This window comes from Allobosea sp. MMO-172, assembly GCF_037147855.1.
Taxonomy (GTDB): domain Bacteria; phylum Pseudomonadota; class Alphaproteobacteria; order Rhizobiales; family Beijerinckiaceae; genus Allobosea.
Map to the genome: position 1 here is coordinate 83,740 of NZ_JBBCUM010000005.1, position 23,137 is coordinate 106,876.

24 protein-coding genes are annotated in these 23,137 nt (G+C 67.4%); 10 read left to right on the forward strand and 14 right to left on the reverse strand.

Going from position 1 to position 23,137, the window contains the following annotated elements:
- Nucleotides 1–42: 42 nt before the first annotated feature.
- The 10 genes from WFK61_RS09480 to WFK61_RS09525 form a co-directional block, all read right to left on the reverse strand.
- Nucleotides 43–1,047, reverse strand: a complete 1,005-nt coding sequence (locus WFK61_RS09480) for a helix-turn-helix transcriptional regulator (RefSeq protein WP_336811281.1) — start codon at nucleotides 1,045–1,047, stop codon at nucleotides 43–45.
- Nucleotides 1,048–1,215: 168 nt separating this feature from the next.
- Nucleotides 1,216–2,190 (reverse strand): AraC family transcriptional regulator, encoded by a 975-nt coding sequence (locus tag WFK61_RS09485; protein WP_336811282.1) that lies wholly within the window; start codon nucleotides 2,188–2,190, stop codon nucleotides 1,216–1,218.
- A gap of 122 nt (nucleotides 2,191–2,312) precedes the next feature.
- Entirely contained in the window at nucleotides 2,313–3,035 is a 723-nt protein-coding gene (locus WFK61_RS09490) for an amino acid ABC transporter ATP-binding protein (RefSeq protein ID WP_442896287.1), read from the reverse strand.
- A gap of 127 nt (nucleotides 3,036–3,162) precedes the next feature.
- Nucleotides 3,163–3,984 carry a transporter substrate-binding domain-containing protein gene (locus WFK61_RS09495; protein WP_336811284.1) on the reverse strand — a complete coding sequence of 274 codons (822 nt, stop codon included), beginning with the start codon at nucleotides 3,982–3,984 and terminating at the stop codon, nucleotides 3,163–3,165.
- Between the two features lie 44 nt (nucleotides 3,985–4,028).
- A complete protein-coding gene (locus WFK61_RS09500; protein WP_336811285.1) occupies nucleotides 4,029–4,679 on the reverse strand; it encodes an amino acid ABC transporter permease in 651 nt (216 codons plus the stop codon).
- A gap of 9 nt (nucleotides 4,680–4,688) precedes the next feature.
- On the reverse strand, nucleotides 4,689–5,357 hold the full coding sequence (locus WFK61_RS09505; RefSeq protein WP_336811286.1) for an amino acid ABC transporter permease: 669 nt from the start codon (nucleotides 5,355–5,357) through the stop codon (nucleotides 4,689–4,691).
- Between the two features lie 112 nt (nucleotides 5,358–5,469).
- On the reverse strand, nucleotides 5,470–6,231 hold the full coding sequence (locus WFK61_RS09510) for a 3-ketoacyl-ACP reductase (RefSeq protein WP_336811287.1): 762 nt from the start codon (nucleotides 6,229–6,231) through the stop codon (nucleotides 5,470–5,472).
- Between the two features lies 1 nt (nucleotide 6,232).
- Nucleotides 6,233–7,006: an enoyl-CoA hydratase/isomerase family protein gene (locus WFK61_RS09515; RefSeq protein WP_336811288.1), complete on the reverse strand. Its 774-nt coding sequence runs from the start codon at nucleotides 7,004–7,006 to the stop codon at nucleotides 6,233–6,235.
- Nucleotides 7,003–8,595 (reverse strand): acyl CoA:acetate/3-ketoacid CoA transferase, encoded by a 1,593-nt coding sequence (locus tag WFK61_RS09520; protein ID WP_336811289.1) that lies wholly within the window; start codon nucleotides 8,593–8,595, stop codon nucleotides 7,003–7,005. Before WFK61_RS09520 ends, WFK61_RS09515 begins: the two co-directional genes overlap by 4 nt.
- Nucleotides 8,596–8,620: 25 nt before the next feature.
- On the reverse strand, nucleotides 8,621–9,673 hold the full coding sequence (locus WFK61_RS09525; RefSeq protein ID WP_336811290.1) for a LacI family DNA-binding transcriptional regulator: 1,053 nt from the start codon (nucleotides 9,671–9,673) through the stop codon (nucleotides 8,621–8,623).
- A 166-nt stretch (nucleotides 9,674–9,839) separates the two neighbouring features.
- Between WFK61_RS09525 and WFK61_RS09530 the strand changes: the two genes are divergently transcribed.
- Complete coding sequence (locus tag WFK61_RS09530) at nucleotides 9,840–11,003, forward strand: dihydrodipicolinate synthase family protein (protein WP_336811291.1); 1,164 nt, start codon at nucleotides 9,840–9,842, stop codon at nucleotides 11,001–11,003.
- 26 nt (nucleotides 11,004–11,029) lie between these two features.
- Nucleotides 11,030–12,166 carry an acyl-CoA dehydrogenase family protein gene (locus WFK61_RS09535; protein WP_336811523.1) on the forward strand — a complete coding sequence of 379 codons (1,137 nt, stop codon included), beginning with the start codon at nucleotides 11,030–11,032 and terminating at the stop codon, nucleotides 12,164–12,166.
- On the opposite strand, the gene WFK61_RS09540 is transcribed toward WFK61_RS09535, so the two are convergent.
- On the reverse strand, nucleotides 12,167–13,114 hold the full coding sequence (locus WFK61_RS09540) for a LysR family transcriptional regulator (protein WP_336811292.1): 948 nt from the start codon (nucleotides 13,112–13,114) through the stop codon (nucleotides 12,167–12,169). It lies immediately after the preceding gene.
- A 121-nt stretch (nucleotides 13,115–13,235) separates the two neighbouring features.
- On the opposite strand from WFK61_RS09540, the gene WFK61_RS09545 reads away from it, so the two are divergent.
- The 7 genes from WFK61_RS09545 to WFK61_RS09575 all read left to right on the forward strand — a co-directional run bounded on the left by WFK61_RS09545 (nucleotide 13,236) and on the right by WFK61_RS09575 (nucleotide 19,497).
- Nucleotides 13,236–14,024, forward strand: coding sequence for an aspartate racemase/maleate isomerase family protein (locus WFK61_RS09545; RefSeq protein ID WP_336811293.1), 789 nt, complete (start codon nucleotides 13,236–13,238; stop codon nucleotides 14,022–14,024).
- Nucleotides 14,025–14,066: 42 nt separating this feature from the next.
- Nucleotides 14,067–15,050 (forward strand): Bug family tripartite tricarboxylate transporter substrate binding protein, encoded by a 984-nt coding sequence (locus WFK61_RS09550; RefSeq protein ID WP_336811294.1) that lies wholly within the window; start codon nucleotides 14,067–14,069, stop codon nucleotides 15,048–15,050.
- Nucleotides 15,047–15,511 carry a tripartite tricarboxylate transporter TctB family protein gene (locus WFK61_RS09555; protein ID WP_336811295.1) on the forward strand — a complete coding sequence of 155 codons (465 nt, stop codon included), beginning with the start codon at nucleotides 15,047–15,049 and terminating at the stop codon, nucleotides 15,509–15,511. Before WFK61_RS09550 ends, WFK61_RS09555 begins: the two co-directional genes overlap by 4 nt.
- A gap of 7 nt (nucleotides 15,512–15,518) precedes the next feature.
- Nucleotides 15,519–17,015 (forward strand): tripartite tricarboxylate transporter permease, encoded by a 1,497-nt coding sequence (locus tag WFK61_RS09560; RefSeq protein WP_336811296.1) that lies wholly within the window; start codon nucleotides 15,519–15,521, stop codon nucleotides 17,013–17,015.
- An 88-nt stretch (nucleotides 17,016–17,103) separates the two neighbouring features.
- Complete coding sequence (locus WFK61_RS09565) at nucleotides 17,104–18,084, forward strand: ABC transporter substrate-binding protein (protein WP_336811297.1); 981 nt, start codon at nucleotides 17,104–17,106, stop codon at nucleotides 18,082–18,084.
- On the forward strand, nucleotides 18,081–19,013 hold the full coding sequence (locus tag WFK61_RS09570; protein WP_336811298.1) for an ABC transporter substrate-binding protein: 933 nt from the start codon (nucleotides 18,081–18,083) through the stop codon (nucleotides 19,011–19,013). The genes WFK61_RS09565 and WFK61_RS09570 overlap by 4 nt, the downstream gene beginning before the upstream one ends.
- 136 nt (nucleotides 19,014–19,149) lie before the next feature.
- A complete protein-coding gene (locus WFK61_RS09575) occupies nucleotides 19,150–19,497 on the forward strand; it encodes a hypothetical protein (RefSeq protein WP_336811299.1) in 348 nt (115 codons plus the stop codon).
- An 83-nt stretch (nucleotides 19,498–19,580) separates the two neighbouring features.
- On the opposite strand, the gene WFK61_RS09580 is transcribed toward WFK61_RS09575, so the two are convergent.
- Nucleotides 19,581–20,282: a metallophosphoesterase family protein gene (locus tag WFK61_RS09580; protein WP_336811300.1), complete on the reverse strand. Its 702-nt coding sequence runs from the start codon at nucleotides 20,280–20,282 to the stop codon at nucleotides 19,581–19,583.
- A 101-nt stretch (nucleotides 20,283–20,383) separates the two neighbouring features.
- Nucleotides 20,384–21,007 carry an FMN-binding negative transcriptional regulator gene (locus tag WFK61_RS09585; protein ID WP_336811301.1) on the reverse strand — a complete coding sequence of 208 codons (624 nt, stop codon included), beginning with the start codon at nucleotides 21,005–21,007 and terminating at the stop codon, nucleotides 20,384–20,386.
- Between the two features lie 75 nt (nucleotides 21,008–21,082).
- Here WFK61_RS09585 and pdxR point away from each other — a divergent pair, with 75 nt between their 5' ends.
- A complete protein-coding gene (gene pdxR / locus WFK61_RS09590) occupies nucleotides 21,083–22,510 on the forward strand; it encodes a MocR-like pyridoxine biosynthesis transcription factor PdxR (RefSeq protein ID WP_336811302.1) in 1,428 nt (475 codons plus the stop codon).
- Nucleotides 22,511–22,513: 3 nt separating this feature from the next.
- Here pdxR and WFK61_RS09595 read toward each other — a convergent pair whose 3' ends face one another.
- Nucleotides 22,514–23,137, reverse strand: a complete 624-nt coding sequence (locus WFK61_RS09595; RefSeq protein WP_336811303.1) for a TetR/AcrR family transcriptional regulator — start codon at nucleotides 23,135–23,137, stop codon at nucleotides 22,514–22,516.

Sequence of the window (23,137 nt, forward strand, 5' to 3'; positions counted from 1 at the left end):
GCGATATCGGCCGCAGGCTCGCTTCGGCAGCCTTCATCGGCGTCATTCCTCGCCTCTCGGGAACGTGGCGCGGCGACTCAGGATGTCGGCCCGGAACTCGGAAGGGGTAGCGTCGAAGCGCTTGCGGAACGCGCGGTTGAAGGAGGAGACGTCCGAGAACCCGACGTCATAGGCGATCGTCGTGATCGTGCTGGAGGCGAGGTCGCGCTCCTTCAGCAGGCGGATGGCATGCTCGAGCCTCTGCCCGCGGACGAAGTCCGAAAACGTCGTTCCGGTATTCTCGAACAGGCGCTGGACATAGCGCACCGTGACGCCCTGGCGCCGCGCCACCGCCTCGATATGGAGGTCACGGTCGCAGATGCGTTCGAGGACGTCCTTCTGCACGAGCCTGAGGCGGGCTGCCGCGATGCTGCTCTCGTTGCGCTCGGTGCCGCCGCGCACGGCGCTGCCGAGGACCAGGGCCGTGAGGTCGTAGACATGGCGCGCAGCCGCCTCGGCAACCCTGACCGAGCCCGGCGGATTGCGGCGCAGCAGCGCGACATAGTCCTTCAATAGCGACATGCCTTCCATCGCCGCCGGGATGACGTAGCTCGCGTCGAGATCGATGCGGGGCGCGCGCTCGGCGAGCAGCCGGCGGTCGAGCGAGACGAAGTCGAAGGAGGTCGGGCGGCCGTGCCAGCATTCGTGGCAGGTGCCTTCGTTGACGAGCACGAGGTCGCCCGCGCCGATCCTGATCGGCGCCTTGCCGGCGACCGAGATCTCGCGCTCGTCGTCCTGGATCGTCCAGACGTAGTTCTGCCGGCCGTCCTGCAGCAGGTCGCCCGCCCGGATGCCGCGCATCGGCGTGAAGCGGCCATGGGAGACGAGGAGGTCGCTGGGCAGCGCCATCGCTTCGAGATCGACGCGGATCGCGTCGTCGTCCGCCGGGAGCAGCCGCCGCCCGCTCCAGACGTGCCGGGCCATGAAATCATGCAGGAAGGCCATCCGCTGACCGCGCGGAATCTCTTCCGTCGACAGCCGCTGCATCGCAAACGGTGCGGTCGTCATGGCGAGGGCTCCGGCTTCGACGAAGTAGGAGCCATCCCCCCACATTCAGAGGGGGCGGACGCTATGGCGGAGGAAGATGGGCCGTCTCGGATGCGCGCGAACAGGCTTTGCAGCCGGCGAACAAAGCAGCGGTTTTTCCGGAGCCGGATTGCAAAAGTCTGGCTTGAATCAGCCTTTCAGGACGCTGGCCCTGACTTCGGAGGGTGTTGCCTCGAAGCGCCGCCGGAAGGCCCGGTTGAAGGAGGTGACGTCGGAGAAGCCGGCATCGAAGGCGATGGTCGTGATCGTGCAGGAGGCCGGGTCGCGCTCCCGCAGCATGCGAAAGGCGAGGTCGAGCCGCTGGTCGCGCACGAAGTCGGAGAAGGTCGTCTCCTGCGTTTCGAACAGGCGCTGGACATAGCGCGGCGTGATGCCTTGGCGCCGGGCGACCGCCTCGATCCCCAGGCCGGGATCGGCGAGCCGTTCGAGAATATCCTTGCGCACGAGCTTCAGCCGGGCGGCCGCGATGCTGCGGGCATTGCGCTCGGCGCCGCCATGCACGAAGCCGTCGAGGACCAGCGCGGCGAGGTCGTAGACATGGCGGGAGGCGATCTCGCTCGCCCTGACCGATCCGGGAGGGCTGCGGCGCAGCATCTCGACATAGCCTGAAAGCAGCGACAGCGAGGCCGATGCCGCAGGGATGACATAGCTCGCCTCCAGCGCGACGCGCGGCGCCAGGCTCGCCAGCCGCCGCTGGTCGAGCGAGAGCACGTCGACCGACATCGCCTTGCCCTGCCAGAACTCGAAGCAGACCGCCTCGTTCAGCAGCAGCACATCGCCGGCCGAGACCTTGACCATCCTGCCGCCATCGACGGCGACCTCGTGGTCCTCGTTATGGATCGTCAGCAGATAGTGCTCGCGGCCGTCCTGGAGCAGGCCGCGCGTCCGCGCGCCATGCATCGGCGCATAGAGGCCACGGCCGACGGTCAGCCCGCCCGGCAGCATCATGGCTTCCATATCGATGCGGATATTGTCCCGGTCGGCTGGACGGAATTCCAGCCCGCCGACATGGCGCGCGACGAAGTCGTGCACGAAGGCCATCTGTTCCCGGCGCGGGACATCGTCCGTCCGCAGTCGCATCATCGGGAACGGGGCTGCCGTCACTGCGCACTCTCGGGGATGATGGTCGGCCCAATTCCTCTATTATCGGATCGAATTCCACACAAGCGGCTGGCCAGTGCAGGTTGCAGGATGCACGTGGCGTTCCCTGCGCCGCCGGCAAGCGGCTAGGCGTGGTGCAGGATCTGGCCGAGGAACTTGCGCGTCCGCTCATTCTGCGGTGCCGAGAAGAACTGCTCCGGCGGGGCCATCTCGACGATCTCGCCGGCATCCATGAAGATCACCCGGTCGGCGACCTTGCGGGCGAAGCCCATCTCGTGGGTGACGCAGATCATGGTCATGCCGCTCTCGGCCAGCTCAACCATGGTGTCGAGCACTTCGCTGACCATCTCGGGGTCGAGCGCCGAGGTAGGCTCGTCGAAGAGCATGATCTTCGGGTTCATGCAGAGCGAGCGGGCAATGGCGACGCGCTGCTGCTGTCCGCCCGAAAGCTGAACCGGGTATTTATGCGCCTGCTCGGGGATATGGACGCGTTCGAGAATCCGGCGGGCGGTGGCCTCGGCTTCGGCCTTGGGCGTGCCGCGCACCTTCATCGGCGCCAGCGTGCAGTTCTCCAGCGCGGTCAGGTGCGGAAACAGGTTGAAACTCTGGAAGACCATGCCGATCTCGCGGCGGATATCCTCGATGCCCTTGAGTTTCGCGTGGACGGCGGTGCCGTCGATGACGATCTCGCCCTTCTGATGCTCTTCGAGTTGGTTCAGGCAGCGGATCAGCGTCGACTTGCCCGAGCCGGAGGGGCCGCAGATGACGATGCGCTCGCCGCGCGAGACGGTGAGGTCGATATCGCGCAGGACGTGGAAGTCGCCATAGAACTTGTCGACCTTGCGCATCTCGATGATCACGTCGCCGATCTCGTGACCGGTGGCGGACGGGGCTGTCGCGGACATCTGCAAAAACCGTTCTGGATGACAGTCGAAAGAGGTGCCCGGCGCGAGGCCGGGCACCCATCAGGCGTGATCAAAACTGCGGCATCGCCGGCAGCTTCGGCAGCGGGATGCCGAACCACTTCTGGTTGATCTTCGAGAGCTCGCCATTGGCTTCGATCTCGGCGATGAACTTGTTGGCGAACTCGGCCAGCGCCGTGTCGGCCTTGCGGAAGGCCATGCCGTTGGCCTGCTCGCGCAGCGTGATCTTCGGCTCGATATTGAGCTGCGGGTAGTCCTTGAGGAGCTGGGCGAGGATGGTGTTGCTCGCGCCCATCGCCTGGACCTGGCCGGAGATCAGAGCCTGCAGCGCGGTCGCATCGTCGTCGAAGCGCTTGAGCGGCGTGCCGGCCGGCGCGACGGCGCTGATCGCGGTGTCCTGGGTCGAGGCGCGCGCGACGCTGATCGTCACCGGCTTCAGGTCTTCCGCCGTCTTGATGTTCAGGCTCTTGGGGGCGAGCACGTAGATCGTCAGCGTGCTGTAGGGGTTGGAGAACAGCACCTGCTTCTGGCGCTCGGCGGTGATGCCGAAGGTGGCGATCAGCACGTCGACCTTGTTGGTCAGCAGATAGGGGATGCGGTTCGGGCCGGTGACCGGGACGAGCTCGAGCTTGACGCCGAGCGCCTTGGCCATCAGGGCGGCGACGTCGGCATCGTAGCCGGCCGGGTTCTGCTGGGCGTCGGTGCCGCCGAAGGGCGGGTAGTCGGTCAGCACGCCGACCATCAGCTTGCCGCGGGCCTTGATCTCGTCGGGCGTGGCGGCCTGGGCCGGAGCGGCGCCGAGCGAGGCGGCGGCGAGGCCGGCGAAGACGAGCGCGCCGAGGCTGCGGCGGCAAATCGATTTAAACAGTGACATGGGTCGTTCTCCTCTGAGGTGGGCTTCGTATTGCGTAGCCGCGCTCAGCGCGCGGCGACGAGGAGCTTCTGCTCCATTCGCTTGCTGTAGGCCGAGAGCGGCCGGCAGATGACGTAGTAGACCAGCGCCACCAGCGCGAAGATGGTGAAGGGCCGGAAGGTGGCGTTGTTGATGATCTGCGCCGCGCGCGTCAGCTCGACGAAGCCGATGATCGAGGCGAGAGAGGTGCCCTTGATCAATTGCACGAGGAAGCCGATCGTCGGCGGGATCGCAATGCGGATCGCCTGCGGGGCGATGATCAGCACCATCTTCGGGGCGTAGCGCAGGCCGAGCGAGGTCGCCGCCTCCCATTGCCCGCGCGGCACGACCTCGATGGCGCCGCGCCAGATCTCGCCGAGGAAGGCGCTGGCATGGAGCGAGAGACCGAGCGCCGCCGCCGTCCAGGGATCGACCGACCAGCCGAATAGCCCCGGCACGAAGAAGGCGAGGAAGAGCTGCATCAGGAGCGGGGTGCCCTGGAAGACCTTGATGTAGCCGGCCGAGGCAACGCGCAGCCATTTGTATTCGCCGGTGCGGGCAAGCGCGACCAGCGCGCCGCCGATCGCGCCGCCGAGGAAAGCGACGAGCGAGAGCAGCAGCGTCCAGCGTACTGCCATGAGAATGTAGATGATGTCGGGGGAGCCGAGTGTGCGCATCGTCTCACCTCACCGGGTTGGCTTGCGCAGGAAGGTGCGCTCGATGGCGGCGAAGACCGTCCAGAAGAAGACGGATAGGCCGAGATACATGCATGTGACGACGAAATAGACCTCGAAGCTGCGGAAGGTGCGCGACTGGATGTCGCCGGCCACCGCCGTCAGCTCGCTCGCTGCGATCGCCGAGCAGACGCTGGTGTTCAGCATCAGCAGGATGAACTGGCTGGTGAGCGAGGGGTAGATCGCCTGGATCGCGGGCTTCAGGATGATGTAGCGGAAGATCTGGAGCGGACGCATGCCCAGCGACTTGCCGGCCTCGATCTGCCCCTTCTGGATGCTCTCGATGCCGGCGCGGATGATCTCGATGCCATAGGCGCCGACATTGACGACCAGCGCCAGCAGCGCCGCCGTGTTCGAGGTCATCTTCAGGCCGAGCGAGGGCAGGCCGAAATAGATCATGAAGATCTGGATCAGGAACGGCGTGTTGCGGATCAGCTCGATATATTCGTCGATGATCCAGACCAGCCATTTCGGGCCCGAGGTCTTGCCGAGCGCGCCGGCGACCGAGACCACCATGCCGATCACCATCGCCAGCGCCGAGAGCACGAGCGAGTTGACCAGCCCCTGCAGCAATTCGGGCCAGGCCGCGAAGACGTCGGCGAAATCGAATTCATAGCTCATGCGGGCAAGCCCCTCCGGGGCTTCCGCTGCTCAACAGCCTGCATCGATCCTGTCCTCCGTGAGTATCCGGCCGGCTTGGCGCCGGCTTCTCGGTGTTGTCGGTCCAGTCTTGCTACAATCGCGGGATCAGCAAGCCGCCATCGACGTTGATTACTGTGCCCGTCGCATAGGCGAATTGCCCGCTGGTCAGGGCGGCGACCGCGGCTGCGACATCCTCGCCTTCGCCCCAGCGCCCGGCCGGGATCAGCCCGTCGGCGATGCGCGCGTCGTATTTGGCGGCGACCTTCGCGGTCATGTCGGTGCGGATCACGCCCGGCCGGACCTCGAAGACCGGGATGCCCTCCGGCGCCAGCCTGACGGCGAGCGCCTTCGCCCACATCGAGAGACCGAGCTTGGAGACGCAATATTGCGCCCGGTCGATCGAGATCAGCTCGGTCGAGGCCGAGGTGATGAAGACGATGGCCGGCCGCTCCGGCCTGTCAGCGATCATCGCCCTGGCGACCTCCTGGCTCAGGAAGGCGGCGCCGCGCAGGTTGATGTCCATCACGAGGTCGAAGCTCTCCTCCGTGATCTCCAGCATGTCGCCGCGTATGGGCGCGCCGATGCCGGCATTGGAGACGAAGAGATCGAGCCGGCCGAAAGCGGCCTTCACATCGGCGACGAGGCGGGCATGGCTCGGGACCGCCGCGACATCGTGTTTGAAGAAACGCGCCTTCGCGCCGGCCGCTTCGAACAGCCTCAACGCTTCGGCGACGGCCTCGTCCTCGGCGATGTCGGTGAAGGCGATGTCGTGGCCGGCCTTGGCGAGCGCGATGCCGATGGCGCGGCCGATGCCGCGCCTTGCGCCGGTGATGAGGGCAACGGGGCGCGTCATCTCATTCTCCCCGGTAGGTCGGCGTGCGCTTCTGCTGGAAGGCCGCGACGCCTTCCTTCACGTCGTCCGTGTAGGAGACGAGCGAGCTCGCCAGCGCTTCCATGATCGCGCCGCTATCCTCGTCCTCGGCGGCATTGATCAGCTGCTTGACGACGATATTGGCGACCGGGCCGCGCTGGCAGATGCGTTCGGCCATGGCTTGAGCGGCGGCGAGCGCGCCGCCCTTCTCTACGACCTGATCGACGATGCCGAGCGAAAGCGCCTGCTCGGCGGCGACGATCTCGCCGGTGAGCGCAAGGCGCCGCGCGACCTGCCCGCCGAGGCGCTTCACGAGACGCTGCGTGCCCGACCAGCCGGGGATCATGCCGAGCCCGGTCTCGGGCAGGCCGATCTTGGCCTGAACCTCGCAGATGCGGATATCGGCGGTGACGGCGAGTTCGAGCCCGCCGCCGAGCGCATGGCCGTTCATCGCGGCGATGACCGGCGGCTTCATCCGCGCCAGCTTGTCGAAGACGCGGTGGCCGGAACGGACCCAGCCCTGGCCCATTTCCAGCGGGGACAACCCGCCCCAGGCGACGATGTCGCCGCCGGCGCAGAAGGCCTTGCCCTCGGCGGTCAGGATGACGGCGCGCACCGAGCGGTCGGCGTCGATGGCGTCGACGAAGCGGCCAAGCAGGCCGACCATGACATCGTCGAGCGCATTGAGCTTTTCCGGCCGGGCGAGCGTGATCGTCGCGATGCCGGCGGCAATGTCGAGGCGGACGGGATCGCTCATACCGCCCTCGCGGGGAGATCGAGGCCGATCAGGGCCTCATTGAACAGCGCGGCGTCCATCAGCTTCGGGGGCTTCGGCACCAGCAGCGGGAACTCGCTCTGGGCGAGGATGTCCCGCTCCAGATCGACGCCCGGCGCGATCTCGGTGACGACGATGCCCTCGGCCGTGAGCTTCATCACGCAGCGCTCGGTGACATAGGTGATGTCCTGGCCCTGGGCGATCGCGCGAGGGCCGGAGAAGGAGATGTGCTCGACCGCCTCGACCAGCTTCTTCACCTTGCCTTCCTTCTCGATGACGAGCTTGCCATCCGCGATCGCGAGCTTGGCGGCGGCGCTGAAATAGCCGGAGAAGACGATGCGCTTGGCCCGCGCGGTGATGTCGATGAAGCCGCCGGCGCCGGCGGTGACATGCGGACGCACGCCGAGCTTCGAGACGTTGACGCAGCCCTGCCGGTCGATCTGCAGGAAGGAGAGCAGCGACATGTCGAAGCCCGCTCCCTGGAAATAGGTGAACTGGTAGGGGGAGGGGACGATGGCTTCGGCATTGGAGGCGCAGCCGAACTGGAATTCGAGCAGCGGCACGCCGCCGACCGCGCCCTGCTCGATCACCCAGGTGACCGCGCCGTGCTGGCCTTCCTCGATCAGGATGCGCGGGACATTGGCGGAGATGCCGAAGCCGATATTGACGGCGTCGCCATGGCGCAATTCCTGCGCGACGCGCCGGGCGATGACCTTGGCGACGTCGAAGGCCGGGGTCTCGAAGCTGGACAAGGGCCGGCGCACCTCGCCGGAGATGGCGGGGTCGTAGACGGTCTGCGTCGTCTGCATCTGGTCGGGCGCGACCACGATCGCATCGACGAGGATGCCCGGCACGAAGACGGCCTGCGTGTTGAGGCTGCCGGCCTCGACCACCCGCTTCACCTGCGCGATGACGATGCCGCCATTGTTGCGCACCGCCAGCGCCTGATCGAGCGGGCCGAGCAGGCCGCCCTCATGCTCATAGGAGAGATTGCCGCGCTCGTCCGCCGTGGTGGCGCGGATGATCGCGACCTTCGGCACGATGCTGCGGAAATAGAGCCAGTCCTCGCCGTCGAATTCGACGCGCGACACGATCGGCTCGGCCATGGCGCGGGCGTTCATCGCGCAGCCTTGGTGCTTGGGGTCGACGAAGGTGTCCATGCCGATCTTGGTCAGCACGCCCGGGCGCTTGGCGGCAGCCTCGCGATGCATGTCGAACAGGATGCCGCTCGGGATGTTGTAGGCCGGAATCTCGTTGCCCGTGACCATCTTCCAGATCGCCGGCGGCTCGGCCGAGGAGGGGCCGGAGGGGTAGGAGCCGCCCATGATCCGCGCCAGCAGGCCGGGCTTGGCGATATGGTCGACGCCCTTGACGCCCCACATGTCGCCGGCTGCGATCGGATGCAGCGTCGTCAGGTTGCGCGGGTGGCCGGAGGCGTCGAAGCGCCGGCCGATCGCGGCCAGAACGGCATCGGGGCAGCCGAGGCCGGAAGAGGAGGAGACCGTGACGATCGCCTCGTCCGGGATCAGGGCGGCGGCTTCGTCGGCGGATAGGATGCGAGGGAAGGCCATGAGCTCTTGTCTCTTCGGAAAGGGGTCAGCCGGCGGCGGCGAGCGCGCGCTGATAGGCGCCGCAGGATTCGCGGATGACGAGATGGGCGGGGCCGATGAAGCTCTCGGGCTCGGCGGCGGGATCGTTGATCTGCTTGAGCAGGAGGGCGGCGGCGCGCTCGCCGAGACCGACCGGGTCGACCGCGACGGTGGTCAGCGCGGGCGAGACATGGCGCGCCTCGCTGGTATCGTCGAAGCCGACGATGGCGATGTCGCGCCCGACGACGAGGCCGTGGCGCGCGGCGGCGAGCATCGCGCCGATCGCGGTGACGTCGTTGTAGCAGACGACCGCCGTCGGCCGGTCGGCGAGCGAGAGCACCGCGCTCATCGCGCTGAAGCCGCCGTCGCGCGTCGGCATGCTCTCGAGATTGAGCGCGGGATCGACGCTGCGGCCGGACGCCTCCATCGCCGAGAGGAAGCCGCCATGGCGCTCCTGCCGGACCACCATCGAATGCATGCCGCCGAGAAAGGCGATGCGCTCATGGCCGAGATTGATGAGATGGCGGGTGACGCGGCTGGCGCCGAGAAGGTTCTCCGGCACGACGATGCTCATATCGGCGCCGGGCAGGCGGCGGATCGCGACCAGCAGCGCAGTTCCGGCGGCCTTGGCCCAGTCGAGATGCTCGGGCCGCGTATCCAGTGCGGGGCAGAGGATGATGCCGCCGGCGCCGTGCTCGCGCATCATCCGCATCACCTGTTCCTGCCGCACCACGCTCTCGGCGGTGTTGGCCATGAAGGCGACATAGCCGGCCATCTGCAGCACCTTCTCCACGCCGATGGCGAATTCGGCGAAGAACGGGTTGGAGAGGTCGTTGAGGACGAGGCCGACGATGCGGGACTGCGCGTTGCGCAGGTTGGCGGCGCCGCGATTATAGACATAGCCGAGCCGGTCCATGGTCTGCAGGACATGCTGGCGGGTTTCAGGCTTCACCGCGCCGCGCCCGGTGAGGACGAGCGAGACCGTCGATTTCGAGACGCCGGCGGCGTCCGCGATCTCGATGATCGTCACCTTTCCCTTGCTGCCTTGCGGCTGCGGCATGGTTTCGTCCCTGATGCGCGTGGCGCTGTTCTTTTCTTGGAACGTTCCATTATCAGCGAATGATGCGGCGTGCAATATCCCTCTTTAAAAGCTTTTTATGGCTCTGTATAAGGCTTCAAACGCGTTTCATAATTGGAACGTTCCAATAAAATCACCGGAGGAAGCGATGGTCGAGATCAGCCTGCCCCGCATGGACGGCAGCAGCGAGCGCTACAGGCTGGCGCCGCCTTCGCCTTTCCCGCAAGCGGCTCCGGCCAATGACATCCGCACCGTCTATGCCGCCGCCCATGTCGTTGCCGACCCGGTTAAGCTGGTCGATCCCTGGCGCGAGCCGGCCGTCGACTGGGATGCGACACTCGCCTTTCGCCGCCATCTCTGGGGTCTCGGCTTCAAGATCGCCGAGGCGATGGACACCTCCCAGCGCGGGATGGGGCTGGACTGGCCGAACGCCGCCGAATTGATCACCCGCGTCCTCGCCGAGGCCAAGGCGACCCCGGGCGCCGATCTCGCCTGTGGCGCCGGCACCGACCAGCTCGCCCCGCAGGATGCCCGCGGCCTTGATGACGTGATCCGCGCCTATGAGGAGCAGATCGGCCATATCGAGGAACATGGCGGCAAGATCATCCTGATGGCGAGCCGCGCGCTTTGCCGTGTCGCGAAGGGTCCGGAGGATTATCTTGCCGTCTATGGCCGCCTGATCCGCCAGTGCCGCGGCAAGGTGATCCTGCACTGGCTCGGCGAGATGTTCGATCCGGCGCTTGCCGGCTATTGGGGCAGCCGCGATTTCGAGCCCGCGATGGAGACCGTACTCACGCTAATCCGTGAGCATGCCGACAAGATCGACGGCATCAAGATCTCGCTGCTCGATGCGGGCAAGGAGATCACGATGCGCCGCCGCCTGCCGGAGGGCGTGGTCATGTATACCGGCGACGACTTCAACTACGCGGAGCTGATCGGCGGCGACGAGCAGGGCTTCTCGCACGGCCTGCTCGGCATCTTCGACCCGATCGCACCGGCCGCGGCCGCTGCCTTCGCCAGGCTGGAGGCGGGGGACCGCGCCGGCTTCCATGCGATCCTCGATCCGACCGTCGCGCTCTCGCGCCGGCTCTTCGAGGCACCCACCCAGCATTACAAATGCGGCGTCGTCTTCCTTGCCTGGCTCAACGGCTTCCAGAGCCATTTCCGCATGGTCGGCGGCGCGGAATCGGCACGCGGCATCCTGCATTACGCCGATCTTTTCCGTCTCGCCGACCAGTCGGGGCTGCTGATCGATCCCGAACTGGCCGCTCGCCGGATGACGCATCTCTGCGCCCTCAACGGCGTCGCCTGAGGGGAGGGCAGGTCATGCACGCTCCCCTGCTCGAAGCCGAGATCTACGACCAGATCCGCGAGACCGCCCGGCGCTTCGCCGAGGATGTCGTCAGGCCTGCCGCCGCCGATCTCGATCGAGACGAGAGCTTTCCGGCCGATATCTACCGCCAGATGGGAGCGCTCGGCCTGTTCGGCATCACCGTGCCGGAGGAGCATGGCGGCGCCGGTCTCGATACTTTCGCCTACTCCATCGTCATGGAAGAGTTGTCGCGCGGCTATTCGTCGGTCGCCGACCAGTGCGGTCTCGTCGAATTGATCGGTACGCTGCTGACCCGCTACGGCACGCCGGAACAGCTCAGGCGCCTGCCCGACATCCTCGCCGGCAAGACGCGCGTCGCCTATTGCCTGACCGAGGCCGAGGCGGGCTCCGACCTCTCCAATGTCCGCACCACTGCGCGCGAAAACGCCGAGGGCTACGTCATCGACGGCGGCAAGCTCTGGATCCACAATGCGCCCGTCGCCGATCTCGGTTTCGTGCTGGCTTCGACCGATCCGTCAGCCGGCCATCGCGGCATGAGCATCTTCCTGGTCGACCTGCATGCGCCCGGTGTCTCGCGCGGACAGAAGGAGCACAAGATGGGCCAGCGCGCGAGTCAGGTCGGCGCGCTCTCCTTCGACGGCGTGACGGTGCCGCGCGAGGCCTTGCTCGGCCCGAAAGGGCGCGGCTTCCACATCATGATGAGCGTGCTGGAGAAGGGCCGAGTCGGCATCGCCTCGCTGGCGGTCGGCATCGCGCAGGCGGGGCTGGAGGCGGCACTCGGCTACGCCCGCGACCGGCGCCAGTTCGGCAAGCCGATCCTCGACAACCAGGGCCTGCAATGGTTGCTCGCGGATATGGCCAAGGACATCGCCGCCGCGCGCGCCCTCGTCGAGCGCGCCGCGCTGCTGATCGACCATGAGAAGCCTGCGACTTCCGCCTCCTCGATGGCGAAATGCTTCGCCAGCGACATGGCGGTGGCGCAGACGGCCAATGCCGTGCAGGTCTTCGGCGGCTCCGGTTATATCCGCGGCTTCGAGGTCGAGCGGCTCTATCGCGACGCCAAGATCACCCAGATCTACGAGGGCACCAACCAGATCCAGCGCACCATCATCGCGCGGGAATTGATCAAGAACGGCGCCTGATCAAGGGGGCGAGGCTTGACTCGTCTTGGCGCGAACCGCGGCGAGGCAGCCGGCGATCTCCGCGATCAGCCATTCCGAGACGATGCGGCTGACGCGCGAGAGCGGCCGGCGGGCATCGATGGCGACGCTGACCGATTGCGGCTCGACGGCTGTGTCGCGGATCGGCAGGAAGACCAGCGAGCCGTTCAGCAGTTCCGGTGCGGTGTCGAGCTCCGAGGTGAAGGCGAGGTACTGGCCTTCGAGCGCGAGCTGCTTCACCAGCTGGAGCGAGTTCGTCACCACGGCCCGGCGCGGGTCGGAAAACAGCCAGCCATGATGCATGTCGAGATAGCGCCGGATCGTCAGGGCGCGGCTCTGCAGGGCGATGCGGTGGGTCGAGGCTTCCTGGAAGCTGACGGACTCGGCACTGGCGAGCGGGTGGGACGGCGCGACGACGCAACCGACCGGCAGGGCGGCGCTCCAGAGCACATGAATCTCACGGCGCGGGACGAGGTTGAAGACGGCGGCGATGTCGGCGGCGTCGCCGGCCAGGGCGGTCAGGGCCGCGTCGGGGCTCGCGACCTCGACATCGAGCGAGATCGCCGGATGCTCGGCATTGAGGCCGCGGATCAGCCGGGGCAGGAAGCCGTTGACATGGCTGTCCATCACGACGAGCCGGGTATGGCCCTGGTCGACGCCCTGTAGCTGGCGCAGGTCGGCGGCGGCGCGCCGCTCGTCGGCCAGCCAGTTCCGCGCCAGCGCGACGATGGCGTCGCCCGCCGCGGTGGGGCGCATGCCGCGCGGCAGCCGCTCGAACAGCTCCATGTTGAAGTCCCGCTCCAGCAGCAGGATGTGCCGGTCGATCGCCGATGCCGCGACATGCAGCTCGCGCGCGGCCTTCTGGATCGAACCCGAGCGCGCGACCTGCTCGACATAGCGAAGGGCGGCGGGGACGAGGGAGGCGCGCATCGGATCATCCTAATTTTGAGAATGGAGAGTTCCAAATTCTGAGCTGGACGGCAACATTCGAAGCGCCGATCCTTCCTTACGTCAACGGGCCTCAGGCCCTCATGGCGCAGGGGGAGCGTGCATGATCGACGCCGGACGCATCGGGCAGGCCAACGCGCGCAGCACCAGCCGCGAGGATGGCGGCAGGCCGGACAAGGCCCCGCGGCCGACGATCGGGGTGGTGCTGCCTTCGTCCAACCGGACGGTCGAGCGCGTCGCCTATGTCATCCGGCAAAGCCGTCCCGAGCTCGATATCTGCATGACGCGGGTTCCCTATTCCGGGCATCCGCACGACGGCTACGAACTCGAGAGCTTCCGCCGGGCGACGCGGCTGCTCGCCGACACGCGGCCCGACGTCATCCTGTGGAATGCGACGCGCGGGGCGCTGCTGGGCTTCGAGCCCGACCGGGTGCTGTGCCGGATGATCGAGGAGATCGCCGGCGTGCCGGCGACGACGACGGCGCTGGCGACGCTCCAGGTCCTGAAGGCCAACGGCATTCATCGCATCGCCCTGATCGCGCAGGGCGGCCTCGACGACTGCGAGCGGCTGACCAGCACCTTCGGCGACGAGGGCATCAGCGTGATCGCGTCTTCCGCGCTCGGCATCGAGGACAATTTCGAGGCGGCGGCGGTGACGGATGACGACCTGATCGCGGTGGCGGCCGATCTCTGCGCGCGGGCCGAGCCGGAAGGCCTGCTGATCTGGAGCACCAATCTCGGCGGCCACGCGCTGTCGCGTCGCTGCGCCGGCCTCGGTGTCCGGGTCTTCGATTCCACCACGATCGGCTTCGACGTCGCGCTCGCCCTTCTCGACGACCCGCCCCGGAACAAGCCCCCGGATGCGGCGCTACGCCCAGCCTCTTCCCGATAACGACAAGGGCCCGTCAGGGGCCTGCTCAGAGGATGAACGGTCATGGTCACAACCCTTACACGCAGGCATTTCGGCAAGCTCGCGGCGGCCTCCGCGCTCGCATGCCCAGCCGTGGTCCAGGCGCAGCCCGCCTGGCCCACGAAGCCGGTGCGCATTCTGATTTCCTTTCCGCCCGGCGGCTCCAGCGACTTCGTCGCCCGGGCGATCACGCCGGCCCTGTCCGAGCATTTCGGCCAGCAGTTCATCGTCGACAACCGCCCCGGTGCCGGCGGCACGGTCGCCGGTGACATCCTGCGGCGCGAGCAGCCGGACGGCTACACCTTCCTGCTCTCCAACAACGCGCCCTTCACCATCGCGCCGACGATGTTCAAGAAGATCCCCTACAACGTCGTCAAGGACTTCACCCATGTCTGCTATCTCGGGGCGACCTATGGCGGGCTGGTGGCGCATGCCAATGTCGGCGTGAAGACCGCGGCCGAGCTGATCGCCAAGGCCAAGGCCAATCCCGGCCAGCTCAGCTTCGGCTCCAGCGGCGTCGGCTCGATCGGCCATATCACCGGCAACACCTTCTGCCGCGCGGCGGGGATCGACATCCTGCATGTGCCCTATCGCGGCGCCGGGCCGCTCAGGATCGACCTCACGGCCGGCATCATCGGCCTGCAGTTCGAGGGCATCGTCACCAGCGTGCCGCAGATCGCGGCGGGCGAACTGTTCGGGCTGGGCGTCACCTCCGACAAGCGCCTGCCGGCGGTGCCGGACATCCCGACCTTCAAGGAGATGGGCTACGACGTCTCGGTCAAGAACTGGCACGGCATCAGCGCGCCCGCCAACCTGGCGCCGGCCATCGCGGAGAAGATGAGCGCGGCGCTCGCCGATATCTGCACGCGCCAGGCCACCACCGATCAGTTCGCGAAGATCGGCAATTACTACGACCCGATGACCTCGGCCGAGTTCTCCGCCTTCGTCGCCGACCAGATCGAGGTGTGGCGGCCGATGATCATCGCCGCCGGGGCCGCCGGACAATGAGCGAGCCCAGCTTCACCCCCGTGCGGCCGGGGCGGGCCGAGCTCGCCTCCGGACTGCTGGTCACGGCGCTCGGGCTGCTCGGCCTCGCCGCTTCCTGGGACCTCGAACGCGGCGTGCTGCGCCAGATGGGGCCCGGCTACCTGCCGGCCACCGTCTCCTGGCTGATCATCGCCGGCGGCGTCGTGATGATCGCCACCGCCATGCTCAAGACCGGCAAGCCGTTGCCGGACTTCCAGTTCAGGCCGCTGGCCGTGATCTCCGCTGGCATCGCGCTGTTCGGCCTGACGATCGACAGCCTCGGGATTCTCGCGGCCATCGTGATCCTGATCATCGTCTGCGGCTTCGCAAGCCCGATCACCCGCTTCCGGGAGAACGTCGTGCTCGCGGTCTGCCTTGCGGCCGCCTCGGCCCTGATTTTCGTCAAGCTGCTGGGCTTGGCGATCCCCATCCTGCCGAGGTGAGCGCGCCATGGATCTGCTCGGCAATCTCGCCCTCGGCTTCTCCGTCGCCGCCTCCGCGACCAATCTCGGCTTCTGTCTGCTCGGCGTCTTCGTCGGCACGCTGATCGGTGTCCTGCCCGGCATCGGCCCGGTCGCGACGATGGCGATGCTGCTGCCCGCCACCTTCCACGTCGCGCCGGTCTCGGCGCTGATCATGCTCGCCGGCATCTATTACGGTGCCCAGTACGGCGGCTCGACCACCGCGATCCTGGCCCGCGTGCCGGGCGAGGCCTCGTCGCTGGTGACGGCGCTCGACGGCTACAAGATGGCGCTCAAGGGCCGGGCCGGCGCGGCGCTCGCGATCGCCGCGATCGGCTCCTTCTTCGCCGGCACGGTCTCGACCTTGCTGGTCGCGATGTTCGGCCCGGCCCTGTCGAAGGTGGCGCTCCAGTTCGGGCCTTCGGATTATTTCGCGCTGATGGTGCTCGGCCTCGTCGCCGCGATCGTGCTCGCCAGCGGGTCGCTGCTCAAGGCGGTGATGATGATCCTGGTCGGCATCCTGCTCGGCCTCGTCGGCACGGACCCGAACAGCCCGTTGCCGCGGATGAGCTTCGACGTGCCGGCGCTGGCGGAGGGCATCAACTTCGTCTGCCTCGCGGTCGGCCTCTTCGGGCTCTCCGAGATCATCTACAATCTCGAGAAGGAGATCGTCCGGCCGCAGGCGATCCCGTTCCGCGAGCTGATGCCGAACCGCGAGGAGATGAAGGCGGCGACGCCGGCCATCCTGCGGGGATCGCTGATCGGTTCGGCCTTGGGCATCCTGCCGGGCAGCGGCGCGCTGCTCGCCTCCTTCTCCGCCTATGCGGTCGAGAAGAAGATATCGAAGACGCCGGAGCGCTTCGGCGAGGGCGCGATCGAGGGCGTCGCGGCGCCCGAGGCCGCGAACAACGCGGGCGCGCAGACCTCCTTCATTCCGCTGCTGACGCTGGGCGTACCGTCCAACGCGGTGATGGCGGTGATGGCGGGCGCGATGGCGATCCAGGGCATCACGCCCGGCCCGCAGGTCATGGTCAAACATGCCGAGCTGTTCTGGGGCATGATCGCGAGCATGTGGATCGGCAACCTGATGCTGGTGATCCTCAACCTGCCGCTGGTCGGGCTCTGGGTGAAGCTGCTGCAGGTTCCCTACCGGCTGCTCTACACCTCGATCATCCTGTTCTGCTGCATCGGCGTCTACTCGATCAACAGCTCCGTCTTCGACGTCTATCTGACGATCGCCTTCGGCATCCTCGGCTACATCCTGATCAAGCTGGAATTCGAGCCGGCGCCGCTCCTGCTCGGCGTCATCCTCGGGCCGCTGATGGAGGAAAACCTCCGGCGCGCCATGCTGCTGTCGCGCGGCAGCCTCTCGGTCTTCTGGGAGCGGCCGCTGAGCCTGGGGCTGCTGCTGACGGCCGCCGTTCTGCTCATGGTCGTGCTGCTGCCGAGCCTGCGGCAGGCGCGCGACACGCTCAAAGAGGAATGACGGGGTCTCCACTGGGTCGCGGGGCGCGTGCGCATCGATGGAAGCGCGCCCTGCGACCACTTTTTCCCCGTGAACAAGGCCATTCGCGATGAAACGCTTCAAGATGCTTCTCAATGCCAATTTCAGCGGGCCGCAGGCCTGGCTGTTGCTGGCGATCCGGCGCGGCTATGTCAGCGAGGCCGGGGTCGAACTGGAATTCACGCCGGGCACCGGCGCCTATAATGCGGCGCCGGGCCTCGTCGCTCGCGATTTCGACCTGGCCTATGGCGACCTGAATTCGCTGATCGAGGTCGCTGCGGCAGAACCGGAGCGCGCGCCGACCTGCGTCCATGCCCTGTTCAACGCCTCGGCGGCGGCGGTCGCCGTGCCCGTGGATAGCCCGATCGCGACGCCGGCAGATCTCAAGGGCAAGCACCTGATCGGGCATGCGTCCGATGTGGGCCTGCGCACCTTCCGGGCCTTCGCCGAGGCGACCGGGCTCGATCCGGATGCCGTGAAGGTCGAGACCGCCGACGGGGCGATGGCCGAGCTGGTGGCGCGGCTCGACACGGAGCGGGGGCCGCACGGGCTCTTCGGCTATGTCAGCACCATCACCGCGGCGCTGGCGGCGCAGGGCAGGGACGCCGCGACGCAATTGCGCTGGCTGCGCTATGACCATTACGCCCCATTCCTCTACGGCAGCGGCTTCATGGCCTCGCCGCGCGTCATCGCCGAGGAGCCGGAGGCGCTGACGCGTCTGGTCGGAGCCATCAATCGCGGCGTCGCCGAGGCGCTGGCGGACGAGGAAGCGGCGCTCGACGCTGTACTGAGCTTCGCCCCCGAGGCCGACCGGGAGGTCGAGCGCATCCGCTGGAGAACCACGCTCGCCGTCGAACTCGCTCATTCCGATGGCGAGCGGCTCGGCCTCGGCATGATCGACGCGGCGCGCTTCACGGAGGGCGTCCGCCGCCATGCGGGCGCGCTGAAGCTGCCGCGCGTGCCTGCGACCGAGCGCCTGTTCACATCCCGCTTCCTGCCGCCGGCCGCAGAGCTGGCGCGCATCCGCCAGACCCAAGGAGCCGCCGCTTGAAACGCCTGAGCATCCTCCTGAACGGCCCATTCGCCGGTCCTCATGCCGGTTTCGCTCTCGCCGAACGGCGCGGCTACCTCGCCGATGCCGGGATCTCGATCGACTGGCATGCCGGGAAGGGCGCCTCAGCCATCATCCCGGAACTGCTCGGCAGCAGGTATGACGCGGCCTATGGCGATCTCAACGCACTCGCACTCGCGCTGGGCGGGCTGCCGCCGGACACCGGGCCGAAGGCGATCTATGCCGCCTTCAACCAGACGCCATTGACGATCGCCGTCCGGGCGGGCGAGGGCATCGCGACGCCGCGTGACCTCGAAGGGCGCACGGTGCTCGGCCATACCTATGATGCGGCATTCCAGATGTTCCCGGCGCTCGTCGTGGCGGCCGGGATCGATGCCGCCCGCGTCAAGCTGATCTTCGCCGAGGATTCTCTCGGGCTGATGGTGCGGCGGATGGTCGAGGCGCGCGATTGCGACGGCGTCTTCGGCTTCGTCAACACGATCAAGGCCTCGCTCTCGGAGGAGGGGCTCTCGATCGAGGACAAGGTCGGCTTCATCGAATATCGCGACTGGCTGCCCTCGTTCTACGGCAATTCCTTGCTGGCATCGCCTGCCTTGCTGGCCGATACGGGCCTGGCGCGCGCGCTGGTCGAGGCGGTCGCGAAGGGCTTCGCCGATCTGCGGGCCGATCCGGAAGCGGGGATCGATGCCGTCATGGAGATGCGCCCCGAGCTCGACCGCGCGATCAACCTGCGGCGCCTCAAGGGCACGCTCGCGATCGAGATGAACCATGCCGAGCGGCAGGGCGTGCGCGACGGCGATGTCGATCCGGCGCGCCTGCAGGAGGCGCTCGACCTGCTGGCGCGCGCCTTCCCGAAGACGCGGCCGCTCAAGGCGCAGGAGGTTTTCGCGCAGCTGCGGCCGGCCTGAGACCGGGAAGGTTGTGGCAGGTTTCGCCACAACATCACCGCGAAATGACCAGACCTGCTTCAGCCTGAAACCGCATTTGGGCTGTCCGATGGCCTTTCATCGCCAACACAGAGGAGAACCCTCCATGCGAAAGGCCATGATTGCTATCGGAACCGCGCTGCTCGTCTCGGGCGGCGCCATGGCGCAAGCGCCGGCCACGCCGACGCCGCCGGCCCAATCCGCGCCTTCGGACGAGAAGGCCGGCACGATCAAGACGATCAGTGTCGTCGATATGGACGCCCTGCCGGCTGCCGCGCAGGAACAGGTCACGCAACAGTCGAAGGCCCAGCCGGCCGGGCAGCTCCAGCGGGTCCAATCCGCGATCGAGGGTGAGCCCAAGCTGAAATCGGCCCTCGCCACGAAGGGCTTCACCTCCCGCGACGTGGTGCTCGCCTCGCTCGACAATGACGGCGAATTGACCATCGTCGCCAAGCGGGCGTCCTAGATCATCGCGCGTCCGATCGGACGCGGTAACGATCCATCTTACTAGTGTTGCATCGGATGAAACCGGTGCGATAGGCCGGCCGCTCAACCCTCCCGGAGGATGCGGACGAGTTCCGCCTCGACCTCCGGGGGATGGCCGAGCCTCTGGAGCTTCGCGACCGTCGTCTCGATCGGATAGTCGTAGCTGCGCAGCTCGAAGACGCCATCCTGCCAGACGGCATAGCTCGGCCGCGGCTTGCCGCGGCGCGGCTGGCCGATGCTGCCGGGATTGACGATCGTCCTGTTACCGATCCTGCGGATGAAGGGCGTATGCGTATGCCCGACGAGCAGCACGTCGGCGTCCACGCTGTCCAGCTCGGCCGCCCAGCCTTCCGCTTCCGCCAGCAGGTAGCCATAATGCGGGTCCGAGGGCGTGGCATGCACGAGCTGGAAGCGCGTGCCGTCGCGCTCGGCCCGCACGGTCAGCGGCAGGTCGCGCAGATAAAGCTTCTGCTCTTCGTTCAGCTCTGAGGAGGTATGGCGGCGCGTCGCCTCGGCCATGGCGCGGAAGGCGGGCGTCCAGCGGCTGTCGTCGTCGAAGCCGACAGCGTGGTCGTGATTGCCCTGGATCGCGATATCGGCCCTGTCGCGGAGAATCTCGACGACTTCGCGCGGCTGCGGGCCGAAATTGACCTGATCACCCAGCACCCAGAGTTCGTCGAAATTCCCGGAAACCGCCTGGCTCTCGAAAAACACCTGCAGCGCATCGAGATTGCCGTGGATGTCGGAGATGATCGCGATCTTCATGGGGCGGCTCGTCAAGGCTGTCGCGGATGGCCCACGCCTGTGCGAGCCGTCCGTCGGACATGCTTAGGCTGGCCGCTTCGCGAAGGCGAGCCTCACTCAGCTCAGACCGGGATCAGCGTCGCGACATGGCGCTCCGTCGGCCGCTCGCTTTCGGCGAGGCCGGCGGCGACGCCGGCGCGATCGGCCGGGCTGCGGTTCTGGCTGAGCTTGCGCTTGCCTTCGAGCATCGCGATCGGCATGCGCAGCCCGACGATGCCGCGCAGTTGCGCCTGGATGAAGTCCGGCGGCGCATCGGAAACCGCCCATGGCGCGGCGCGCTCGCCCTCGTGCCGGTTGGTCAGCCGAGTGACGACATCGAGCAGCCGGGGCGCATCGTCGAAGAACTCGACCGGGCCGGAGGCGTGGACGGTCACATAGTTCCAGGTCGGTACGACCTTGCCGGTCTCCTGCTTCACCGCATACCAGCTCGGCGTCACATAGGCGTCCGGGCCGGCGAAGATGGCGAGGCCGCTGCCGACCGGAGGCATGCGCCATTGCGGGTTCGCCCTGGCGAGATGGCCGTAGAGCACGCCATGCTCGCCCTCGTTCTCGTCGATGAACAGCGGCAGCGGCGTTGCCAGCGGGCCCTCCACTGTGGCGGTGATGAAGGTGGCGAGCCGGGCCGCGCGGATCGTCGCCAGCAGGCTCGCTCTATCCTCGTCGCGGAAGGCCGGTGGGGTGTACATGCGGGAACTCCTTGTGCCGCGGCCGTCATGCCTGCAATCTGGACTTTCAGGAATATCCAGTTCAAAGGGTTTTGAGTGGTCCAGTTGGAAGGGCAGGGCGTTACCCGCCGGATCATCGCCGCGATCAAGCAGCGGATCCATGGCGGGGAATACCGGCCGGGCGACCGCCTGCCGTCCAGCCGGGCGCTCGCCATCGAATGGGGCGTGTCGCGGACGACGGTCACGGCGGCCTATGCGCAGCTGATCGCGGAGGGCTATCTGCTCAACCGCCCTGGAGCGCGTGCCGTCGTCGCGCGCGGGCTTACGGCAGCGCCAATGTCCAGGGCGGATGCTCCGGCGCGTGCGCGGGCCTTGTCCGGTTTTGCCGCGCGCCTGCTTGCCTTGCCCACGCCCGCCCGGTTTCACACCTATCGCGTTGCCGATCTCCGCTATGGCGACCTCAACGGGGCGGATTTTCCGATGCTGGCCTGGCGACGCGCGCTCAACCGGGCAAGCCTGCGCCGGGCTGAGCGCTTGCGCTACAGCGACCCGCAGGGCTCGATCGCGCTTCGCGAGGCCTTGCAGAGCTATCTGTGGCGGTCCCGCGGGATCAGTTGCGCGCCGGAGCAGATCGTCGTCGTCAACGGTTCACAGCAGGGGCTCGATCTCTGCGCCCGGCTGCTGCTCGATCCTGGCGACAGCTTCGTCATGGAAGACCCCGGATATGTGCTGGCACGGCACGCCTTCATCGCTTCGGGTGGCGTGGCGATACCCGCTGCCGTCGATCGCGAGGGCATCCGGGCGGAGGGGTTGCCCGCGGCGCGATTGGCCTATGTCACGCCGTCCCATCAGTATCCGCTCGGCAGCGTGCTCTCGGCGGCGCGGCGGCGCACCTTGCTGGACTGGGCGGCGAAAGCCGGGGCCGTGATCGTCGAGGACGATTATGACGGCGAGTACCGGCATGGCGTCGCGCCGATCCCGCCCTTGCAGGCTTCCGCCCCCGACAAGGTGATCTATCTCGGCACGGTCTCGAAGACGCTCTCTCCGACGCTGCGGCTCGGCTATCTCGTCGTGCGGCCCGATCTCGGCCCTGTCTTCGCGGAGGCGAAGCGCCTGACCGACCGGCATACGCCGCTGCTGGAGCAAGAGGCGCTGGCGGAGTTCCTGTCGAGCGGCGCCTATGAGCGTCATATCCGCAGCATCCGGAGGCGCAACGCGGAGCGCCGGGCCGCGCTGTTGCAGGCGCTCGCCGAGGAATGCGGGACGCGCCTGACCGTGACTGGCGCGGATACCGGCCTGCATGTCGTCGCCTGGCTGAACGGCGTTCCGGCGGAGCGCGAGACGGCGGTCGTGGAAGCGGCGCGCGCGTCAGGAATCGGCCTCTATCCGATCGGGCCGCTCTACGCGTCGGGAACCGAGCGGCCGGCCGAGGCCGGTTTCGTCATCGGCTATGCGGCGCATGATGTCGACGTGATCCGGCGTGGCGTCGCCGGGCTGGCCAAGGTGTTCGCGGCGATCGGCTGATGGTCAGCCGCGCAGGCCGCCGAGCATCAGGTCGCAATAGTCCTCAGCGAAGGACGCGGCGCGGCGGCCCTTGCCCGGCTTGAACCAGCGCACCATCCAGTCGAGCATCGAGAGGACGGCGCGGCTGGTGACGTCGATATCGACCGCCCGGAAGGCCCCTGTGGTTACGCCGTCAGTGATGATCCGTCTCAGCGCCTGCTCGTGTTCGTCGCGCAGCTTCTGCGCCTCCGCGAGCATCACCACATTCTCCATGCCGCCATAGCCGACGAGCATGGTGAGGAAGCCGTCATAGTGCCCTTCGAAGAAGTCGGCATGGGTGGTCATGAAGCGGAAGAGCGCTTCTTCCGGGCCGGAGGTGCGCGCTGTCGCCTGCGAGACATGACGGCGCAGCCCCTCCAGCGTGCGCACGATGATCGCCTCGTAGATCTCCTTCTTGTTGGGGAAGTAGTGGTAGATCGCCGCCTTGGTGACGCCGACGGACGCTGCGAGCTCGCCGAGCGATGTCCCGTCATAGCCGTCCCTAGCGAAGAGTCGGGCGGCATCGTCGAGGATGCGGTCGCGTGCGTTCTCGATGGTCGGCGGGCGACCCTGGCGCTTGGGTTTCGTTGCGGCGTTCGGTTCCGGCAT

What these genes read in the sequence shown, in the direction of transcription:
- WFK61_RS09510 (WP_336811287.1), bottom strand. Translation starts at nt 6,231, where the DNA reads ATGACGCGCCCCGTTGCCCTCATCACCGGCGCAAGGCGCGGCATCGGC.
- WFK61_RS09580 (WP_336811300.1), bottom strand. Translation starts at nt 20,282, where the DNA reads ATGAAGATCGCGATCATCTCCGACATCCACGGCAATCTCGATGCGCTG.
- WFK61_RS09575 (WP_336811299.1), top strand. Translation starts at nt 19,150, where the DNA reads ATGATTGCTATCGGAACCGCGCTGCTCGTCTCGGGCGGCGCCATGGCG.
- WFK61_RS09545 (WP_336811293.1), top strand. Translation starts at nt 13,236, where the DNA reads ATGATCGACGCCGGACGCATCGGGCAGGCCAACGCGCGCAGCACCAGC.
- WFK61_RS09525 (WP_336811290.1), bottom strand. Translation starts at nt 9,673, where the DNA reads ATGCCGCAGCCGCAAGGCAGCAAGGGAAAGGTGACGATCATCGAGATC.
- WFK61_RS09585 (WP_336811301.1), bottom strand. Translation starts at nt 21,007, where the DNA reads ATGTACACCCCACCGGCCTTCCGCGACGAGGATAGAGCGAGCCTGCTG.
- WFK61_RS09530 (WP_336811291.1), top strand. Translation starts at nt 9,840, where the DNA reads ATGGTCGAGATCAGCCTGCCCCGCATGGACGGCAGCAGCGAGCGCTAC.
- WFK61_RS09515 (WP_336811288.1), bottom strand. Translation starts at nt 7,006, where the DNA reads ATGAGCGATCCCGTCCGCCTCGACATTGCCGCCGGCATCGCGACGATC.
- WFK61_RS09505 (WP_336811286.1), bottom strand. Translation starts at nt 5,357, where the DNA reads ATGAGCTATGAATTCGATTTCGCCGACGTCTTCGCGGCCTGGCCCGAA.
- WFK61_RS09565 (WP_336811297.1), top strand. Translation starts at nt 17,104, where the DNA reads ATGAAACGCTTCAAGATGCTTCTCAATGCCAATTTCAGCGGGCCGCAG.
- WFK61_RS09500 (WP_336811285.1), bottom strand. Translation starts at nt 4,679, where the DNA reads ATGCGCACACTCGGCTCCCCCGACATCATCTACATTCTCATGGCAGTA.
- WFK61_RS09595 (WP_336811303.1), bottom strand. Translation starts at nt 23,137, where the DNA reads ATGCCGGAACCGAACGCCGCAACGAAACCCAAGCGCCAGGGTCGCCCG.
- WFK61_RS09480 (WP_336811281.1), bottom strand. Translation starts at nt 1,047, where the DNA reads ATGACGACCGCACCGTTTGCGATGCAGCGGCTGTCGACGGAAGAGATT.
- WFK61_RS09490 (WP_442896287.1), bottom strand. Translation starts at nt 3,035, where the DNA reads ATGCGCAAGGTCGACAAGTTCTATGGCGACTTCCACGTCCTGCGCGAT.
- WFK61_RS09520 (WP_336811289.1), bottom strand. Translation starts at nt 8,595, where the DNA reads ATGGCCTTCCCTCGCATCCTATCCGCCGACGAAGCCGCCGCCCTGATC.
- WFK61_RS09550 (WP_336811294.1), top strand. Translation starts at nt 14,067, where the DNA reads ATGGTCACAACCCTTACACGCAGGCATTTCGGCAAGCTCGCGGCGGCC.
- WFK61_RS09560 (WP_336811296.1), top strand. Translation starts at nt 15,519, where the DNA reads ATGGATCTGCTCGGCAATCTCGCCCTCGGCTTCTCCGTCGCCGCCTCC.
- WFK61_RS09555 (WP_336811295.1), top strand. Translation starts at nt 15,047, where the DNA reads ATGAGCGAGCCCAGCTTCACCCCCGTGCGGCCGGGGCGGGCCGAGCTC.
- WFK61_RS09540 (WP_336811292.1), bottom strand. Translation starts at nt 13,114, where the DNA reads ATGCGCGCCTCCCTCGTCCCCGCCGCCCTTCGCTATGTCGAGCAGGTC.
- WFK61_RS09495 (WP_336811284.1), bottom strand. Translation starts at nt 3,984, where the DNA reads ATGTCACTGTTTAAATCGATTTGCCGCCGCAGCCTCGGCGCGCTCGTC.